Here is an 18,711-nt window from a genome sequence, read left to right as displayed (position 1 = left end):
AGGTGCAGGTCAGTCGATGTACTCAAACAACTTCACAATCTTCTGCACCCCGGAAACCCCCTGCACCAGGTTGGTCGCCTGGGCAGCTTCCTGTTTGGTCAACAGGCCCAGCAGGTAAACGATGCCGTTCTCGGTAACCACCTTGATGCGCGAGCCGGGGATGTTCGGATCGGTGAGCATCTGAGTCTTGATCTTGGAGGTCAGCCAGGTGTCGTTCTGGCGGGCAAGGAAGCCGGAGGGTGGCAGCACCTGCAGTTCGTTATGCACCGTCTTGACCCGCTGAACGGCCGCAGCGGCCTGTTCGGCCTTGGCCTTGAGGTCGGCACGCGGAGTTTGTCCGGCGAGCAGTACGACGCCGTTGAAGCTGGTGACGACGATGTGCGAGTCGTTGTCCAGAGCAGGATCGGCCTTGGCGATGTTCACGCCGACCTTGGTGTCGATCAAAGAGTCGTCGATCTTGCTGCCGAAAGTGCGGGTGCCGCGGTCATCTTCAATCGGTGCTTCGCGGCTGGCGTTAACCACCGAGGTGCAGCCGCTGATGCCGAGGCATAGGGTCAGGGCCAGTAGGCCGAGGCGATTAGGGGTCATTCTTCACTCCCGAACAGTTGGCTGTCGATCAAGTCGCAAAGGCAGTGGATCGCCAGCAGGTGGACTTCCTGAATACGTGCGGTGACATTGGCCGGTACGCGAATCTCGACGTCCTCGGGCAAAAGCAGCGACGCCATGCCGCCGCCATCGCGTCCGGTCAATGCTACGACAATCATTTCGCGATCATGTGCGGCCTGGATCGCCTGAATTATGTTTGCCGAGTTGCCGCTGGTGGAAATCGCCAGCAGTACATCGCCCGGCTGGCCGAGCGCACGGATCTGTTTGGAGAAGATTTCGTTGTAGCTGTAGTCGTTGGCGATCGAGGTGATTGTCGAGCTGTCGGTGGTCAACGCAATGGCTGGCAGGCTCGGGCGTTCACGTTCGAAGCGGTTGAGCAGCTCGGACGAGAAGTGCTGTGCGTCGCCGGCAGAGCCGCCGTTGCCGCAGGAAAGCATCTTGCCCTCGTTGAGCAAGGCGTTGACCATCACCTGGCTGGCTTGCTCGATGTGCGGTGCAAGTACTTCCATCGCCTGTTGCTTGGTATCGATACTGGCCTGAAAAAGCTGGCGAATTCGGGATTGCATGTCCATCTGTGTGACCTTAATGAGCGCGGCTGTCCGGCACGTGAATGTGCAGCCCGCAAAGCAAAGAGCAAAATTGTTGAGTGGTGGTGTCCGGTTCGCGGCGTAGGCAATCAGCTGTCGAAGGCATTTTGCAACCAGTTCAACTGATCGAGGTCGCTGTCGATCGCAACCACGTCGAAGCGGCAAGGGGAGTTGGCCCAGCGCGACTCGCGCTGAAGAAAATACTGTGCGGCAAAAATCAGTTTTTGCCGCTTGCGCTCATCGATGCTATCGAGCGCGCCACCCCATTGAGTGTTTTTTCTGTAGCGAACTTCAACGAATACTACTGTATCGCCCTCCAGCATGACCAGATCAAGCTCGCCGCGTTTACACAACCAGTTCTGCGCCAGTAGCTGCAGGCCATGTTGCTGAAGATGCTCGAGCGCATGGCGCTCGGCATCTTTACCGCATTGCTGGCGTGACCTTTCAGGCATCAGCGAGGGGTGTTCGGCAAGCGTTGAACCTGGCCATTGACGAATTCGGCCCATGGCAGCTCACGCACGATGCGCTGGTTCTGGGTCATGCTCAGGCTGCCCGATTGACCTTCGATGCGGCTGTCCGGCAGCGCCTTGAGCTGGCCCAGGCGTGGTGCCAGGCTGTAGGCGTCCACGCCCATGGCGTACAGGCGGCCAAGGCTGCCGGCCGCTTGCGGCCATTGCGCGGTCACCTGGCGGCGCAACGGGTCATTGGCGTCCAGCAACCATGGGGTTTCGCAGAAGCGCACGCCATTCATGTCGTTGTACTGGTTGACGTCGCCGCTGGCGCTGTAGACGTGGGACGTGGCGTAGACCGGAACGTCACCTGCGTACTGGAAGTTCAGGGTCGGCTTGATCTGCTGGGCCTGTTGCGGTGTGGCGGCAAGGAAAATGAACTCGATGTCCTGGCGACGCGACGGCTGGGCCGCTACTTGCGAGCCAACGGTGCTTTGCAGGCTCTTGGCGCGACCTTCGCTCTGGCGTAGCTGGAACATGTCGGCAATCTGCTGGGCCAGTTGCACCGGCTGGTCGACACGCTCGGTGGCGACGATGCTGCCGCCATTGGCCTGCCAGTCCTGGCTGAACGCCTTGAGTACGCGGTCGCCCCATTCGCCTTTCGGCACCATGATTGCGGCGCGGTGCAGGCCGTCGGCGCGAGCGCGACGGGATACTTCGCGGGCTTCGTCTTCAGCGGCCAGGCCAAACTGGAACAGCTGGGCTGGGCCTTGGGCGCCTTCGCTGTAGTTCAGGGCCAATGTGGTGATCGGCAGTTGCGGGCGGGCGCTGAGCTGTTTGACCAGTGGTTTTTCCAGCGGGCCTACCACCAGTTGCACGCCGTCGGCCTGGGCCTTGCGATAGAACTCGTCGAGCGAGGTCAGGCGCGAGCTGTCGTAGAACTCGATGGCTGGCGGTTTCTGCCCGGCTTGTTGCGCCTGGTAATGGGCGGCCATGAAGCCTTCGCGCAAGGCTTTGCCGACCGACGCCAGAGGGCCGTCCTGCGGCAGCAACAGGGCGATTTTGCTCAGGGGCTGGCTGGCCAGGTCCTTGAGGTTGGTCAGTGGCAGAGGCAGTTGGCGGGAGGCCGGGTGTTTCGGGTTCTGGGCGCGCCAGTTATCGATTGCCGCCTGCTGCTGTTCAAGGGTGCCAGCGGTTTTCACCGCCAGCGCCAGGGCCATCCAGCCACCAAGATCATCGCTGGAGGTCGGCTGCAATTGTTCAGTCGGCAGCGAAGCGATCAGGGTCCAGATCGCCTCGTGGTTTTTGCTCGCCGCTTCACCGCTCAGCATGGGTGCAATGAAGATGCGTTCCTTTGCCGCGGCCAGGGTCTGGCCGTCGGCTTCAAGGGCGCGGGCGCGAACGGTGCCGGTGCGGACCTGTTGCTCTTCAGGCATTTCGCCCAGGCGCTGGAAGCTGGGGTGGCTCAAGGCGGTCAGCGCGGCTTTCGGCTGGTTGCGTGTCATGGCCAGTTCAGCCGCCAGGGTGTTGGCGAACATCTGTTGACCTGGCTTGAGTGTTTCAACGGGAACCTGTTGCAGGATCTGCGCGGACTGGCCGGCATTGCCCTGGCGATAGGCCAGGTCGGCCGCGCTCAGGCGTAGCAGCGCCGCGTCTTCCGGTGTTTTGCTTTGGGCAGCCTTTTCGAGCAGTTGCTCGATGCTGGCATCCGGGGTCCGTGGAAGTTCGCCAAGGCTGGAGGAGGGCGAGCTGGCGCAAGCCGCCAGCAAGGCAGCGAGGCATAGGGCAGAGAACAGCCGCAGGCAAGCGATCATGTAGTGTTCCTGATACTCGATCAAATTAGCGTGGAATTGTACCCAAGCACTGGCCGGGGCGCGATGTTGCTGGTGCGAAACGATCAATTTAGCTGGTGTAAATGTTGCCGTATGGCACAAAAGCCTGAAAAAGCGGGTGCTGCTTGCCCGTATCGCGAACGTCGCTACGCGCTACAATGGCCGCTTTATCGATCATGAGGTATGCGATTTGACTGCTCCAGGTGCTTTGAATTCCGCTGCTGGCTCGCTATATGTGGTGGCGACGCCCATCGGCAACCTGGACGATATCAGTGCTCGGGCGCTGAAGATTCTGCGTGAGGTGGCCTTGATTGCCGCTGAAGACACCCGCCACTCCCAGCGCCTGATGCAGCATTTCGGCATTCCCACGCCCCTGGCTGCCTGTCATGAGCACAACGAGCGCGATGAAGGTAGCCGCTTTATTACCCGCCTGCTCGCGGGTGACGATGTTGCGCTGATTTCCGATGCCGGCACCCCGCTGATTTCCGATCCGGGTTATCACCTGGTCCGTCAGGCGCGTGCGGCAGGCATCAATGTGGTGCCGGTACCGGGTGCCTGTGCGTTGATTGCGGCCTTGTCTGCAGCGGGTTTGCCGTCGGACCGTTTCATCTTCGAAGGCTTCCTGCCGGCCAAGGCGGTGGGCCGGCGTGCGCGGCTGGAGCTGGTAAAAGAGGAGCCGCGTACGCTGATTTTCTATGAGGCGCCGCACCGGATCCTCGAGTGCCTGCAGGACATGGAGCTGGTGTTCGGTGCCGAACGCCCGGCGTTGCTGGCGCGGGAGCTGACCAAGACGTTCGAAACGCTCAAGGGTTTGCCGCTCGCCGAGTTGCGCGAGTTCGTCGAGTCGGACAGTAATCAGCAGCGCGGCGAGTGCGTGGTGCTGGTGGCGGGCTGGACGGCCCCCGAGGAGGAGGGTGCGGTCAGCAGTGAAGCGATGCGTATTCTCGATCTATTGCTCGAAGAGATGCCGCTCAAGCGTGCCGCGGCGTTGGCCGCGCAAATTACCGGCGAACGAAAGAATGTGCTGTATCAGATCGCGCTGGATAAACAGAAAGGCGAGTAAAACCCGACGCACAGGCGTGCGCAACGGTGCTTAACGCTTGTTCTTCGGGCGCTCTGCCGGTAATCTTCGCGGCGGAGAGTCGATCGGACAGTCGCTGCCCTCTATGAAAATTAGGGGGGGGAGGAAAGTCCGGGCTCCATAGGGCGAAGTGCCAGGTAATGCCTGGGAGGCGTGAGCCTACGGAAAGTGCCACAGAAAATAACCGCCTAAGCGCTTCGGCGCCGGTAAGGGTGAAAAGGTGCGGTAAGAGCGCACCGCACGTCTGGCAACAGTTCGTGGCTAGGTAAACCCCACTTGGAGCAAGACCAAATAGGGTCCCAAGGCGTGGCCCGCGCTGGGACCGGGTAGGTTGCTAAAGATGTCCAGTGATGGCCATCGTAGACGAATGACTGTTCAAGACAGAACCCGGCTTACAGATCGACTCTCCACCTTTTTTCTCCCCTCTGCTTAAATCATTGAGCAGGGGTCTGATGATGGCAAATTCCCTCCTTTCACAAACGTCCTCATTATCACTTTCGTAATATCAAAAAAATCTTACTCTTAATAAATCACTTTAACTTCTGAGCGCAGCCGCCTGTGCTGACTCAAGTTGTTGGGCAGTTTCATCCGCCCGATTCTGGTTGCTCCTCTCTTTATGCTCCTAAATCTCAGTTCTGTAAGGGTTTTCCTGTAATCCGCGCCTTGACGGTGTGGTGGGCGCATTCCTATAGTGTGCGCAAGTGGCGGAAAGTGGCGTAAAGTGGGTTTTTTGAGCGTAGAACGCTAGAATTTGGAGAAACGCTGACGTGTTTCGCGGAGCCAACGCTATCAATCTCGATGCAAAGGGCCGTCTCGCTATGCCGAGCCGGTACCGCGACGAGCTGGTTTCGCGTAGTTCCGGTCAGTTGATCGTCACCATTGATGCCGTTGATCCGTGTCTGTGTGTCTACCCCCTCGATGAGTGGGAAATTATTGAAACCAAATTGCGTGCACTGCCTTCGCTTCACGAAGCGAACCGCCGTCTGCAGCGTTTACTGATTGGTAATGCCGTCGACCTCGAGCTCGATGGCAGTGGTCGTTTTCTGGTTCCACCGCGTCTTCGTGAATATGCCAAGTTGGATAAGCGCGCGATGCTGGTAGGCCAACTGAACAAGTTCCAATTGTGGGACGAAGATGCCTGGGATGCGGTTGCTGCCGCTGACCTGGCTGCTATTCAAGAACCGGGCGCGATGCCTGACGAACTGCGTGAATTGATCCTGTGACTATAGATAGCGGCTTTAACCACATCACCGTACTGCTTGACGAAGCCGTCGAGGCTCTCGCCGTACGTCCTGATGGCTGCTATCTGGACGGTACGTTCGGACGCGGCGGACACAGCCGGTTGATCCTCAGCCAGCTCGGACCCGATGGTCGGTTGCTCGGGTTCGACAAAGACCCTCAAGCGATTGCCACCGGGCAGACGCTAGCGGCCGAAGACGGCCGCTTTGTCGTTGTACAGCGCAGCTTTGCCGAGCTGGGAGCGGAGGTTGCGGCGCGCGGCATGAACGGCAAGGTCAGCGGTGTGCTGCTTGACCTGGGCGTATCTTCGCCACAGCTGGACGACCCTGAGCGCGGTTTCAGCTTCCTCAACGATGGTCCGCTGGACATGCGCATGGACCCGTCTCGCGGGATCAGCGCCGCCGAATTCGTCAACACCGCGCCCGTGGAAGAAATTGCCAGGGTGTTCAAGGAATACGGCGAAGAGCGTTTTTCCGGGCGCATGGCCCGTGCGGTTGCCGAACGGCGTGATATCAAGCCGTTCGAACGCACCGCCGATCTGGCTGAAGTGCTGAAAGTCGCGAACCCTGCGTGGGAAAAGGGCAAGAACCCGGCAACCCGTGCATTCCAGGGGCTGCGCATTCACGTCAACAACGAATTGGGTGATCTGGAAGTCGGTCTCGAAGCGGCGCTGGAGAGCCTGGAGGTGGGCGGTCGCCTGGTGGTCATCAGCTTCCATTCGCTGGAAGATCGCATCGTCAAGCTGTTCATGCGCAAGCTGGTCAAAGGCGAAGCCGACAACCTGCCACGCAACCTGCCGGTTCGGCATGTCGCCTTCGAACCGAAAATCAAAATCCATGGCAAAGCGCAGACGGCCTCGGACGCCGAACTCAAGGCCAACCCACGTTCCCGTAGCGCCGTCATGCGCGTGGCGGAGAAGCTGCGGTGAGCAAGCTTTTCGCCAAGCCACTTCCCGGCGGAAGCTTTTTCATGCTGCTGTTGTTCGTGGGCGTGCTCGTGTCGGCCATTGGCGTGTCCTACAGCGCCCACTGGAACCGCCAGTTGCTGAACACGCTGTACGGCGAGTTGAGCGTGCGCGACAAGGCACAGGCCGAATGGGGTCGCTTGATTCTTGAACAAAGCACCTGGACCGCCCATAGCCGTATCGAAGTGCTGGCCACCGAACAGCTGAAAATGCGCATTCCCGGCGCCGCCGAAGTGCAGATGGTGGCGCCATGATGAAACTCGAAGGCGCTCTTTTTCCATGGCGCTTCCGCCTGGTCCTGGGTTTGCTTGGCGTCATGGTGGCGGCGATCGCCTGGCGCATCATTGACCTGCAAGTGGTCGACCGTGCCTTTCTTAAAGGCCAAGGCGATGCGCGCAGCGTTCGGCATATTCCGATTCCGGCTCACCGTGGCCTGATTACGGACCGTAATGGCGAGCCTCTGGCCGTCAGTACTCCGGTCACCACCTTGTGGGCCAATGCCAAGGAAATGCAACTGGCCAAGGAAAAGTGGCCGGCACTGGCTGCCGCGCTGGGGCAGGACCCCAAGGCCCTGGCCGAGCGCCTCGAGGCACAAGCCAACAAGGAATTCATTTATCTGGTGCGCGGGCTGACGCCTGAGCAAGGCCAGGCCGTACTCGACCTGAAAGTGCCGGGTGTCTACGGCATCGAAGAGTTCCGCCGTTTCTACCCGGCCGGTGAAGTCACCGCGCATATGGTCGGCTTTACCGACATCGACGACCACGGTCGAGAAGGGGTCGAACTCGCCTACGATGAATGGCTGGCCGGGGTCCCCGGCAAACGGCAAGTGATCAAGGACCGGCGCGGCCGGTTGATCAAGGATGTCCAGGTCACCAAAAACGCCAAGGCCGGAAAGCCCTTGGCGTTGTCCATTGACCTGCGCCTGCAATATCTGGCCAACCGCGAATTGCGCAATGCGATCATCGAGAACGGTGCCAAGGCCGGCAGCCTGGTGATCATGGACGTGAAGACCGGCGAAATCCTCGCCATGGTCAACCAGCCGACCTACAACCCGAACAACCGCCGTAACCTGCAACCGGCGATGATGCGTAACCGCGCGATGATCGACGTGTTCGAGCCGGGCTCGACCATGAAGGCGATCTCCATGAGTGCGGCCATCGAAACCGGGCGCTGGAAACCGAGCGACACCGTCGAGGTGTACCCGGGTTCCCTGCAGATCGGCAAGTACACCATCAAGGACGTCTCCAAGAGCGAAGGTCCGGTGCTCGACCTGGCCGGCATCCTGATCAATTCCAGTAACGTCGGCATGAGCAAGATCGCCTTCGATATCGGTGGCGAGACGATTTTCCGCCTGGCGCAGAAAGTCGGTCTTGGCCAGGATACCGGGCTCGGCTTCCCGGGCGAGCGCGTCGGCAACCTGCCGAACTACCGCGAATGGCGCAAGGCTGAAACCGCTACGCTGTCCTACGGCTACGGTGTTTCCGTGACGGCGATCCAGTTGGTCCATGCCTTCTCGGCCCTGGCCAACAACGGTCGCCTTGCGCCGCTGACCCTGATCAAAACCGACAAGGCGCCGCAGACCACCCAGGTGCTGCCGGAAGCCGTCGCGAAAACCATGCAAGGCATGCTGCAACAAGTGATCGAAGCGCCGCGCGGTGTATTCCGTGCGCAGGTGCCGGCCTATCACGTGGGCGGCAAGTCGGGTACTGCGCGTAAAACCTCGGTCGGCACCAAAGGTTACGCCGAGAACTCCTACCGTTCGCTGTTCGCCGGTTTCGGCCCGATGAGCGATCCGCGTTACGCCATAGTGGTTGTGATCGACGAGCCGACCAAGGCCGGTTACTTCGGTGGCCTGGTATCTGCGCCGGTATTCAGCCGTGTGATGTCCGGCACCCTGCGTCTGATGAACGTCACCCCCGACAACCTGCCACCGACCCAGCAAGCGAACGCAACGCCGGTCGTTCCACTGAAAGCCAATGGAGGGCGCGGCTGATGTCTTTGAGCCTGAACAAGATTTTCCCCCACGCCGGCCACGATCTGCTGATCCGTGAATTGGCGCTGGACAGTCGCAACGTACGCGCAGGTGACCTGTTCCTCGCGGTGCCGGGCGGCAAGTTCGATGGCCGTGCGCACATTGCCGATGCGCTTGCGCGTGGCGCTGCGGCCGTGGCCTATGAAGTGGAAGGCGCCACTGTGCTGCCGATCACCGACGTGCCGCTGATTCCGGTCAAGGGCCTGGCGGCGCAGCTGTCGGACATCGCCGGACGCTTTTATGGCGAGCCGAGCCATCACCTGAAACTGGTGGGCGTGACCGGCACCAACGGCAAGACCAGCGTGACCCAACTGGTGGCCCAGGCGCTGGATCTGCTCGGCCAGCACTGCGGCATCGTCGGCACCCTCGGCAGCGGTTTTCATGGCGCGCTGGAAAGTGGCCTGCACACCACGCCAAACCCGATTGCCGTGCAAGCGACCTTGGGCGACCTGAAAAAGGCCGGCGCCAAGGCGGTTGCCATGGAAGTCTCGTCCCATGGCCTGGATCAGGGCCGGGTTACCGCGCTGGCATTCGATGTGGCGGTGATGACCAACCTGTCCCGCGACCACCTGGACTACCACGGCACCATGCAGGCCTATGGCGAAGCCAAGGCCAAGCTGTTCGCCTGGAACGATCTGAAATGCCGGGTGGTCAACCTCGACGACGAGTTCGGCCGGCAGCTGGCCGCCGACAAGCGCGAATCGCGGTTGATCACCTACAGCCTGCTCGACAGCCGCGCTTACCTCTATTGCCGCGAAGCGCAGTTCGACGACGAAGGTGTGCGGGCCACGCTGGTCACGCCCCAGGGCGAACACCACCTGCGCAGCACGCTGCTGGGTCGTTTCAACCTGAGCAACGTGCTGGCGGCGGTGGGCGCCTTGCTCGGCCTGGATTACGCCCTGGACGAAATTCTCAAGGTTCTGCCGAAACTCGAAGGTCCGGCTGGGCGCATGCAGCGCCTGGGTGGCGGCACTCAACCGTTGGTGGTGGTCGATTACGCCCACACCCCGGACGCCCTGGAAAAAGTCCTCACAGCCCTGCGCCCACACGTCAAAGGGCGGCTGCTGTGCCTGTTCGGCTGTGGCGGCGATCGCGATCGCGGCAAACGTCCATTGATGGCCGAAGTGGTCGAGCGTCTGGCCGATGGCGTGCTGGTCACCGACGACAACCCGCGCACTGAAGACCCATCGGTGATTTTCGACGACATCCGTGCCGGTTTCAGTGCTGTGGAAAAAGTGACCTTCGTTGCCGGCCGTGGCCAGGCGATTGCCCAGTTGATCGCCGGCGCGTCGGCCGATGACGTGATTGTCCTGGCCGGTAAAGGTCATGAGGACTATCAGGAAATCAATGGCGAGCGCCACGCCTTTTCCGATCTGGTCGAGGCTGATCACGCCTTGACCGCGTGGGAGGTGGCCCATGCTTAAGGCCTTGAACCTGAGCGAACTGACCGGCGCGCTGAATGCGCGCTTGATCGCTGCAGATGCAAGCTTCGACGGCGTCAGCATCGACAGTCGCGCCATCAAGCCGGGCCAGCTGTTCATTGCCTTGGCCGGTCCGCGCTTCGATGGGCATGACTACCTCAATGAAGTCGCGGCCAAAGGTGCCGTGGCAGCCTTGGTCGAGCGCCAAGTCGCCGACAGCACGCTGCCGCAATTGCTGGTGGCCGATACCCGCCAGGCCCTGGGGCAACTGGGCGCGCTGAATCGCGCGGCGTTCACCCAGCCAGTCGCCGCCATCACCGGTTCCAGCGGCAAGACCACAGTCAAGGAAATGCTCGCGAGCATCCTGCGCACCCGTGGTCCGGTGTTGGCAACCCGTGGCAACCTGAACAACGACCTCGGCGCGCCGTTGACCCTGCTCGAACTGGCACCGGAACACACCGCCGCCGTGATCGAACTCGGTGCTTCGCGCCTGGGTGAAATTGCCTACACCGTGGGCCTGACCAAGCCCCATGTGGCCATTCTCAACAATGCCGGTACCGCCCATGTCGGCGAGTTCGGCGGGCCGGAAAAAATCGTCGAAGCCAAGGGCGAGATTATTGATGGGCTGGATGCCAATGGCGTCGCCGTTCTCAATCTCGACGACAAGGCGTTCGATATCTGGAAGACCCGCGCTGGCGAGCGCAAGGTGCTGACCTTCGCCCTGAGTAATGTCAGTGCTGATTTCTACGCCAGCGACCTGGCTACCGATGCCCGTGGCTGCCCGTCGTTCAACCTGCACAGTCCTGAAGGTGTGGAGCGCGTTCAACTGAACCTGCTCGGCACCCATAACGTCGCCAACGCCCTGGCTGCCGCGGCTGCTGCCCATGCCCTGGGCGTGTCGCTGTTCGGCATCGCCACCGGCCTTGGCGCGGTGCAACCGGTCAAGGGTCGTACCGTTGCGCAACTGGCCAGCAATGGCATGCGCGTCATTGATGACACTTACAACGCGAACCCCACCTCCATGTGCGCCGCCATTGATATACTGGCCGGCTTTTCCGGTCGCACCGTCCTGGTGCTCGGGGATATCGGCGAGTTGGGCGACTGGGCGCAGCAGGGGCACCGCGACGTGGGCGAGTACGCCCGTGGCAAGGTTTCTGCGCTGTACGCCGTCGGGCCGATGATGGTTCACGCCGTCAACGCCTTCGGACCCCAAGCCCTTCACTTCAGCACGCAGGCTGAACTGATCAAGGCCCTGGGGGCCGAGCAGGATACAAACACCACCATTTTGATCAAGGGCTCGCGCAGCGCCGCGATGGAAAACATCGTTGCCGCTTTGTGCGGGACCAGTCTGGAGAAACATTAATGCTGCTGCTGCTAGCGGAGTATCTGCAACAGTTCTACAAAGGCTTCGCGGTCTTCCAGTACCTGACCCTGCGCGGGATTCTCGGTGTGCTGACCGCGCTGGTTTTGTCACTGTGCTATGGCCCGTGGATGATCCGCACCCTGCAGAACCGTCAGATCGGCCAGTCCGTTCGTAACGACGGCCCGCAATCGCACCTGTCCAAGTCCGGTACCCCGACCATGGGCGGCGCGCTGATTCTGTCGTCGATCGGTGTCAGCACCCTGCTGTGGGCTGACCTGACCAACCGTTATGTCTGGGTCGTTCTGTTGGTGACCCTGTTGTTCGGTGCCATCGGCTGGGTCGACGATTACCGCAAAGTGATCGAGAAGAACTCCCGTGGCTTGCCGAGCCGCTGGAAGTACTTCTGGCAGTCGGTGTTTGGCCTGGGCGCGGCGATCTTCCTCTACATGACCGCTGCGACGCCGGTGGAAACCACCCTGATCCTGCCAATGCTCAAGGACCACAGCATTGCGCTGGGCGCTGGTTTCATCGTCCTGACGTACTTCGTGATCGTTGGTTCGAGCAACGCGGTCAACCTGACTGACGGCCTCGATGGTCTGGCGATCATGCCGACCGTGATGGTCGGTGGTGGCCTGGGTATCTTCTGCTACCTGTCGGGTAACGTGAAATTCGCCGAATACCTGCTGATTCCTTATGTACCGGGCGCGGGTGAGCTGATCGTCTTCTGCGGCGCGCTGATCGGTGCCGGTCTGGGCTTCCTTTGGTTCAACACCTACCCGGCCCAAGTCTTCATGGGCGACGTCGGCGCGCTGGCGCTGGGCGCGGCCCTGGGCACCATCGCCGTGATCGTCCGCCAGGAAATCGTCCTGTTCATCATGGGCGGCGTGTTCGTGATGGAAACCCTGTCAGTCGTCATTCAGGTTGCCTCCTTTAAGCTGACCGGTCGCCGTGTGTTCCGCATGGCACCGATTCACCACCACTTTGAACTCAAGGGCTGGCCCGAGCCGCGCGTGATTGTCCGTTTCTGGATCATCACCGTGATTCTCGTGCTGATCGGTCTTGCCACCCTGAAACTGAGGTAGAAACTCGTGTCCCTGATCGCGTCTGACCACTTCCGCATCGTTGTCGGCCTCGGCAAGAGCGGCATGTCCCTGGTTCGCTTCCTGGCGAACCGGGGCGTGGCCTTTGCGGTGGCCGATACGCGGGAAAACCCACCGGAACTGGCCACGCTCCAGCGTGACTACCCGCAGGTGGAAGTGCGTTGCGGCGAGCTGGACGTCGAGTTCCTGTGCCGTGCCGACGAGCTCTACGTGAGCCCCGGCCTGGCGCTGGCAACTCCGGCCCTGCAGGCCGCCGCTGCCCGTGGCGTGAAACTGTCCGGCGACATCGAGCTGTTCGCGCGTAACGCGAAGGCGCCGATCGTGGCCATCAGCGGTTCCAACGCGAAGAGCACCGTGACCACCCTGGTTGGCGAGATGGCGGCAGCGGCGGGCAAGCGCGTCGCCGTTGGCGGCAACCTCGGTACGCCGGCGCTGGACCTGCTCAGCGACGACGTCGAGCTGTACGTGATGGAGCTGTCGAGTTTCCAATTGGAAACCACCGATCAACTCAACGCCGAAGTGGCGACCGTACTCAACATCAGCGAAGACCACATGGACCGCTACAGCGGCCTGCCGGCCTATCACCTGGCCAAGCACCGGATCTTCCGCGGCGCCAAACAGTTCGTGGTCAATCGCCAGGACGCCCTGAGCCGTCCGTTGATGGGCGAGGGCCAGCCGTGCTGGACCTTCGGCCTGACCAAGCCGGATTTCAAGGCTTTCGGTATCCGTGAAGAAGGCGGTGAGAAGTACCTGGCCTTCGAATTCCAGAACCTGATGCCAGTGCGCGAACTGAAAGTCCGCGGCGCCCATAACCAATCCAACGCCTTGGCGGCATTGGCACTCGGTCACGCCGTCGGCTTGCCGTTCGACGCCATGCTTTCAGCGCTGCGCACCTTCGCCGGGCTCGAGCATCGCTGCCAATGGGTCCGCGACCTGGATGGCGTGGGTTACTACAACGACTCCAAAGCCACCAACGTGGGCGCTGCGCTGGCGGCCATCGAAGGCCTGGGCGCGGACATCGACGGCAAGATCGTGCTGATCGCCGGTGGCGACGGCAAGGGTGCCGAATTCAAGGACCTGCGTGATCCGGTAGCGGCCAACTGCCGCGCCGTGATCCTCATGGGCCGCGACTCCGACAAGATCGGCCAGGCCATCGGCGATGCCGTTCCGTTGATTCGTGTTGGCTCCCTGCTCGAAGCCGTCGAACAATGCCGCGCCGCTGCCCAGCCGGGCGACGTGGTGCTGCTGTCGCCGGCGTGCGCCAGTTTCGACATGTTCAAGAACTACGAAGACCGCGGTCACCAGTTCGTCCAAGCAGTGGAGGAACTGGCATGAGTCTTCGGGGCATCATCAAGCCGTACCCATCGCCGCTGATTACCGGACGCGGCATCGACCTCGACTTCCCGATGCTCGCCGGTTGCCTGACGCTGCTCGGCCTGGGGCTGGTGATGATTGCATCGGCCTCCACCGAAGTGGCGGCGGTCCAGTCGGGCAGCGCCCTGTACTACATGATTCGCCACCTTATCTATGTGGTGCTGGGCCTGGGTGCCTGCATCGTCACCATGATGATCCCGATCGCCACCTGGCAACGCCTCGGCTGGTTAATGCTGCTGGGTGCATTCGGTTTGCTGGTGATGGTGATCATTCCCGGAATCGGCCGTGAAGTGAACGGTTCGATGCGCTGGATCGGCTTCAGCTTCTTCAACGTCCAGCCTTCCGAGATCGCCAAGGTGTTCGTGGTGATCTACCTCGCCGGTTACCTGGTGCGTCGGCAGAAAGAAGTGCGTGAAAGCTGGATGGGATTCTTCAAGCCGTTCATCGTGCTGCTGCCGATGGCGGGCCTGTTGCTGATGGAGCCGGACTTCGGTGCCACCGTCGTGATGATGGGCGCCGCGGCGGCGATGCTGTTCCTCGGCGGGGTCGGGCTGTTCCGGTTTTCCCTGATGGTGGTCCTTGCGGTCGGGGCGGTGGTGTTGCTGATTCAGATGCAGCCGTATCGAATGGCGCGCCTGACCAACTTTGCCGACCCATGGGCCGACCAGTTCGGTGCCGGCTATCAGTTGTCCCAGGCGCTGATCGCTTTCGGCCGCGGCGAATGGCTGGGCGTCGGCCTGGGCAACAGCGTGCAGAAACAGTTCTACCTGCCGGAAGCCCACACTGACTTCGTGTTCTCGGTCCTGGCCGAAGAGCTGGGCGCGGTGGGTTCCTTGTGCACGGTGGCGCTGTTCGTCTTCGTCTGTATTCGTGGCATGTACATCGGCTTGTGGGCCGAGAAGGCCAAGCAGTTCTTTGCCGCCTATGTCGCCTATGGTCTGTCGTTCCTGTGGATCGGTCAGTTCCTGATCAACATCGGTGTGAACGTCGGCCTGCTGCCGACCAAGGGCCTGACTTTACCGTTTCTAAGCTATGGCGGTAGTTCGTTGGTGATCTGCTGTGCCTGTCTCGGCTTGTTGCTGCGCATCGAGTGGGAAAGTCGAACCCACCTGGGCAGTGAAGAGATGGAGTTCCATGAGAGCGACTTCGCCGAGGAGCCGAACCATGGGCGCTAACGTATTGATCATGGCCGGCGGCACCGGGGGCCACGTGTTCCCGGCACTGGCCTGTGCCCGCGAATTCCAGTCCCGCGGTTACACCGTGCACTGGCTGGGCACGCCCCGTGGCATCGAGAACGAGCTGGTCCCGGCGGCGGGAATCGAACTGCATCGGATCAACGCCAGCGGCTTGCGTGGCAAGGGCAAGCTGTCGCTGCTCAAGGCGCCGTTCATGTTGCTCAAATCGGTCTGGCAGGCGCGGGCGATCATTCGTCGTTTACAGCCGGCTTGCGTGGTGGGCTTTGGCGGTTATGTGACCGGTCCTGGTGGTGTTGCGGCCAAACTGGCCGGCGTGCCGGTGATCGTTCACGAACAGAACGCCGTGGCCGGTACCGCCAATCGGTTGCTGGTGCCGTTGGCCGCCCGGGTCTGTGAAGCGTTCCCCGACACCTTTACCCTGTCGAGCAGCCGCCGGACCACCGGTAACCCGGTGCGCACAGAGCTGTTCCTCGAAACACCGCGACCAGCCCTGGCCGGTCGCAAAGCGCGTTTGCTGATCCTGGGCGGAAGCCTGGGCGCAGAACCGTTGAACAAGCTGCTTCCTGAAGCCCTGTCGCAAGTCGCCGTCGACCTGCGCCCGGACGTTTTCCATCAGGCTGGCAAAAACCATGATGAAGTGACTGCGCAGCGCTACCTCGCGGCTGGCGTCGAGGCGCAAGTGCAGCCGTTCATCAAAGACATGGCCCAAGCCTATGGCTGGGCCGACCTGGTGGTATGTCGCGCAGGTGCGCTGACCATCAGTGAACTGGCCGCCGCCGGTCTGCCCTCGATGCTGGTGCCGTTGCCCCACGCGATCGACGATCACCAGACCCGCAACGCCGATTATTTGGCCCGTGAAGGCGCTGCCTTCCTGATGCCGCAAAGAACGACTGGTGCAGCGGATCTTGCCGCGCGCCTGACAGAGGTCCTGATGCAACCACAACGACTCAACGATATGGCCACTGCGGCCCGCCGCCTTGCCAAACCCGATGCCACCCGTAACGTGGTCGATACCTGCCTGGAGGTGGCCCATGGTTGAGAATCAGAAAGCCATGCCACAACCGGAAATGCGCCGCATCCGTCGTATCCACTTCGTCGGGATCGGCGGCGTGGGCATGTGCGGGATTGCCGAAGTGTTGCTGAACCTGGGCTATGAAGTGTCCGGTTCCGACCTCAAGGCCTCGCCGGTCACCGAGCGCCTGGAATCCTTCGGCGCACAAATTTTCATCGGTCACCGCGCTGAGAACGCTGCCGCCGCCGACGTACTGGTGGTGTCGAGTGCCGTGAACACTTCCAACCCGGAAGTTGCCACCGCGCTGGAGCGTCGTATCCCGGTGGTGCCACGGGCAGAAATGCTGGCTGAGCTGATGCGCTACCGCCACGGCATTGCCGTTGCCGGTACCCACGGCAAAACCACCACCACCAGCCTGATCGCCTCGGTGTTCGCCGCCGGTGGCCTGGATCCGACGTTCGTCATCGGTGGCCGCCTGAATGCCGCGGGCACCAATGCCCAGCTCGGCACCAGCCGCTACCTGATCGCCGAAGCCGACGAAAGCGACGCCAGCTTCCTGCACTTGCAGCCGCTGGTGGCCGTGGTCACCAACATCGACGCCGACCACATGGCGACCTACGACGGTGACTTCAACAAGCTGAAGAAGACCTTCGTCGAGTTCCTCCACAACCTGCCGTTCTACGGCCTGGCCGTAGTGTGCCTGGACGATCCGGTGGTGCGTGAAATCCTCCCGCAGGTCAAGCGTCCGACCGTCACCTACGGCTTCGGCGAAGACTGCGACGTGCGCGCCATCAATGTGCGCCAGCAAGGCATGCAGACCTTCTTCACCGTGCTGCGCCCTGACCGCGAGCCGCTGGATGTATCGGTGAACATGCCGGGCAACCACAACGTGCTGAACTCGCTGGCGACCATTTGCATCGCCACCGACGAGGGCGTCAGCGATGAAGCCATCGTCCAGGGCCTGTCCGGGTTCCAGGGTGTCGGCCGACGCTTCCAGGTCTACGGCGAACTGCCGGTGGACGGCGGCAATGTGATGCTGGTCGATGACTACGGTCACCACCCGACCGAAGTCGCGGCTGTGATCAAGGCCGTGCGCGGTGGTTGGCCGGAGCGCCGCCTGGTCATGGTCTACCAGCCGCATCGTTACAGCCGAACCCGCGACCTGTACGACGACTTCGTCAATGTACTGGCCGACGCCAACGTCCTGCTGCTGATGGAAGTCTACCCGGCCGGTGAAGAACCGATCCCGGGCGCCGACAGCCGCAAGCTGTGCAACAGCATCCGCCAGCGCGGCCAGCTCGACCCTATCTACATCGAGCGCGGAGTCGACCTCGCGCCGCTGGTCAAGCCGCTTCTGCGTGCCGGCGACATCCTGCTGTGCCAGGGCGCCGGTGATATCGGCGGCCTCGCACCAAAACTGTTGAAAAGTGAGTTGTTCGCCGGTGCCGTTGCTGCGCCGGAGAAGGGGAAGTTGAAATGACTGCTGCCTACGCCAACCTCGTCAGCACTGTCGCGCCGAAAGACTTCGGCCGCGTCGCCGTGCTGTTCGGCGGCAAGAGTGCCGAACGCGAAGTGTCCCTGAAGTCGGGCCATGCCGTTCTCGATGCGCTGCAAAGCGCAGGCGTGGACGCGTTCGGCCTCGACGTCGGCGATGACCTGCTGCAGCGTCTGCTGAACGAAAAGATCGACCGCGCCTTCGTCATCCTCCACGGCCGTGGCGGTGAAGACGGCAGCATGCAGGGCCTGCTCGAGTGCCTGGGGATTCCCTACACCGGCAGCGGCATCCTCGCCTCGGCGCTGGCCATGGACAAGCTGCGCACCAAGCAGGTCTGGCACAGCCTGGGCATTCCGACGCCACGTCACGCGGTGCTGAGCAGCGAAGCCGATTGTATTTCGGCGGCGACGGAACTGGGCTTCCCTTTGATCGTCAAACCGGCCCATGAAGGTTCAAGTATCGGTATGGCCAAAGTGAGTTCCGCGTCCGAATTGATCGACGCCTGGAAAGCGGCCAGTACCTACGATTCGCAAGTGTTGGTCGAGCAATGGATTCATGGTCCGGAGTTCACCATTGCCACCCTGCGTGACCAGGTGTTACCTCCAATCGCCCTGGGCACGACGCACAGTTTCTACGACTACGACGCCAAGTACATCGCCAACGATACCCAGTACCGCATTCCGTGCGGCCTGGACAGCGCCAAGGAAAAGGAACTCATGGACCTCACGGCGAAAGCCTGTGAAGCGCTGGGTATCGCTGGTTGGGGCAGGGCGGACGTGATGCAGGACGCCGAAGGGCAGTTCTGGTTCCTGGAAGTCAACACGGCACCGGGCATGACCGATCACAGCCTGGTGCCGATGGCGGCCCGTGCTGCCGGTCTGGATTTCCAGCAATTGGTTCTGGCCATTCTGGCCGCCAGCGTTCCCGCTGCCGGCAACGAAGAGCCGCGAGGTTAAGACC

General features: G+C 61.7%; 17 protein-coding genes and 1 other RNA gene. 14 read left to right on the top strand and 4 right to left on the bottom strand.

Annotated features, from left to right (window positions below; translation table 11 throughout):
• Positions 1-9: 9 nt before the first annotated feature.
• The 4 genes from ACYP2Q_RS23170 to ACYP2Q_RS23155 all read right to left on the bottom strand — a co-directional run bounded on the left by ACYP2Q_RS23170 (position 10) and on the right by ACYP2Q_RS23155 (position 3,456).
• Positions 10-588, bottom strand: coding sequence for a BON domain-containing protein (locus ACYP2Q_RS23170; protein WP_008147477.1), 579 nt, complete (start codon positions 586-588; stop codon positions 10-12).
• A complete protein-coding gene (locus tag ACYP2Q_RS23165; protein ID WP_007972584.1) occupies positions 585-1,178 on the bottom strand; it encodes a phosphoheptose isomerase in 594 nt (197 codons plus the stop codon). Before ACYP2Q_RS23165 ends, ACYP2Q_RS23170 begins: the two co-directional genes overlap by 4 nt.
• A gap of 104 nt (positions 1,179-1,282) precedes the next feature.
• The gene (locus tag ACYP2Q_RS23160; protein WP_459732693.1) at positions 1,283-1,645 is read right to left on the bottom strand and encodes a YraN family protein; all 363 of its coding nucleotides are present in this window, start codon (positions 1,643-1,645) and stop codon (positions 1,283-1,285) included.
• Positions 1,645-3,456, bottom strand: coding sequence for a penicillin-binding protein activator (locus ACYP2Q_RS23155; protein ID WP_459732632.1), 1,812 nt, complete (start codon positions 3,454-3,456; stop codon positions 1,645-1,647). Before ACYP2Q_RS23155 ends, ACYP2Q_RS23160 begins: the two co-directional genes overlap by 1 nt.
• A 208-nt stretch (positions 3,457-3,664) precedes the next feature.
• Between ACYP2Q_RS23155 and rsmI the strand changes: the two genes are divergently transcribed.
• The 14 genes from rsmI (at position 3,665) to ACYP2Q_RS23085 (ending at position 18,707) form a co-directional block, all read left to right on the top strand.
• Positions 3,665-4,537, top strand: coding sequence for a 16S rRNA (cytidine(1402)-2'-O)-methyltransferase (gene rsmI, locus ACYP2Q_RS23150; protein WP_274643041.1), 873 nt, complete (start codon positions 3,665-3,667; stop codon positions 4,535-4,537).
• 75 nt (positions 4,538-4,612) lie between these two features.
• Positions 4,613-4,966, top strand: an RNA gene (rnpB, locus tag ACYP2Q_RS23145) — RNase P RNA component class A.
• A gap of 356 nt (positions 4,967-5,322) precedes the next feature.
• Positions 5,323-5,778 carry a division/cell wall cluster transcriptional repressor MraZ gene (mraZ, locus tag ACYP2Q_RS23140; protein ID WP_459732631.1) on the top strand — a complete coding sequence of 152 codons (456 nt, stop codon included), beginning with the start codon at positions 5,323-5,325 and terminating at the stop codon, positions 5,776-5,778.
• Positions 5,775-6,722 (top strand): 16S rRNA (cytosine(1402)-N(4))-methyltransferase RsmH, encoded by a 948-nt coding sequence (gene rsmH, locus ACYP2Q_RS23135; RefSeq protein ID WP_459732630.1) that lies wholly within the window; start codon positions 5,775-5,777, stop codon positions 6,720-6,722. The genes mraZ and rsmH overlap by 4 nt, the downstream gene beginning before the upstream one ends.
• Complete coding sequence (ftsL, locus tag ACYP2Q_RS23130) at positions 6,719-7,012, top strand: cell division protein FtsL (RefSeq protein ID WP_032834661.1); 294 nt, start codon at positions 6,719-6,721, stop codon at positions 7,010-7,012. The genes rsmH and ftsL overlap by 4 nt, the downstream gene beginning before the upstream one ends.
• Entirely contained in the window at positions 7,012-8,751 is a 1,740-nt protein-coding gene (locus ACYP2Q_RS23125; protein WP_459732692.1) for a peptidoglycan D,D-transpeptidase FtsI family protein, read from the top strand. The genes ftsL and ACYP2Q_RS23125 overlap by 1 nt, the downstream gene beginning before the upstream one ends.
• Positions 8,751-10,214: a UDP-N-acetylmuramoyl-L-alanyl-D-glutamate--2,6-diaminopimelate ligase gene (locus ACYP2Q_RS23120; RefSeq protein WP_459732629.1), complete on the top strand. Its 1,464-nt coding sequence runs from the start codon at positions 8,751-8,753 to the stop codon at positions 10,212-10,214. The genes ACYP2Q_RS23125 and ACYP2Q_RS23120 overlap by 1 nt, the downstream gene beginning before the upstream one ends.
• Entirely contained in the window at positions 10,207-11,574 is a 1,368-nt protein-coding gene (locus ACYP2Q_RS23115; RefSeq protein WP_459732628.1) for a UDP-N-acetylmuramoyl-tripeptide--D-alanyl-D-alanine ligase, read from the top strand. The genes ACYP2Q_RS23120 and ACYP2Q_RS23115 overlap by 8 nt, the downstream gene beginning before the upstream one ends.
• Complete coding sequence (gene mraY, locus ACYP2Q_RS23110; RefSeq protein WP_008060275.1) at positions 11,574-12,656, top strand: phospho-N-acetylmuramoyl-pentapeptide-transferase; 1,083 nt, start codon at positions 11,574-11,576, stop codon at positions 12,654-12,656. Before ACYP2Q_RS23115 ends, mraY begins: the two co-directional genes overlap by 1 nt.
• A 6-nt stretch (positions 12,657-12,662) precedes the next feature.
• Positions 12,663-14,009 (top strand): UDP-N-acetylmuramoyl-L-alanine--D-glutamate ligase, encoded by a 1,347-nt coding sequence (gene murD / locus ACYP2Q_RS23105; RefSeq protein WP_459732627.1) that lies wholly within the window; start codon positions 12,663-12,665, stop codon positions 14,007-14,009.
• The gene (gene ftsW / locus ACYP2Q_RS23100; RefSeq protein ID WP_008060279.1) at positions 14,006-15,223 is read left to right on the top strand and encodes a putative lipid II flippase FtsW; all 1,218 of its coding nucleotides are present in this window, start codon (positions 14,006-14,008) and stop codon (positions 15,221-15,223) included. Before murD ends, ftsW begins: the two co-directional genes overlap by 4 nt.
• Positions 15,213-16,283, top strand: coding sequence for an undecaprenyldiphospho-muramoylpentapeptide beta-N-acetylglucosaminyltransferase (gene murG, locus ACYP2Q_RS23095; protein ID WP_459732626.1), 1,071 nt, complete (start codon positions 15,213-15,215; stop codon positions 16,281-16,283). Before ftsW ends, murG begins: the two co-directional genes overlap by 11 nt.
• Positions 16,276-17,736, top strand: a complete 1,461-nt coding sequence (murC, locus tag ACYP2Q_RS23090; RefSeq protein ID WP_459732625.1) for a UDP-N-acetylmuramate--L-alanine ligase — start codon at positions 16,276-16,278, stop codon at positions 17,734-17,736. Before murG ends, murC begins: the two co-directional genes overlap by 8 nt.
• A complete protein-coding gene (locus ACYP2Q_RS23085; RefSeq protein ID WP_459732624.1) occupies positions 17,733-18,707 on the top strand; it encodes a D-alanine--D-alanine ligase in 975 nt (324 codons plus the stop codon). Before murC ends, ACYP2Q_RS23085 begins: the two co-directional genes overlap by 4 nt.
• The last annotated feature ends 4 nt before the right edge of the window (positions 18,708-18,711 follow it).

This window comes from Pseudomonas sp. MHK4 (assembly GCF_054600775.1).
This window is presented reverse-complemented; position numbering and strand designations above follow the sequence as displayed.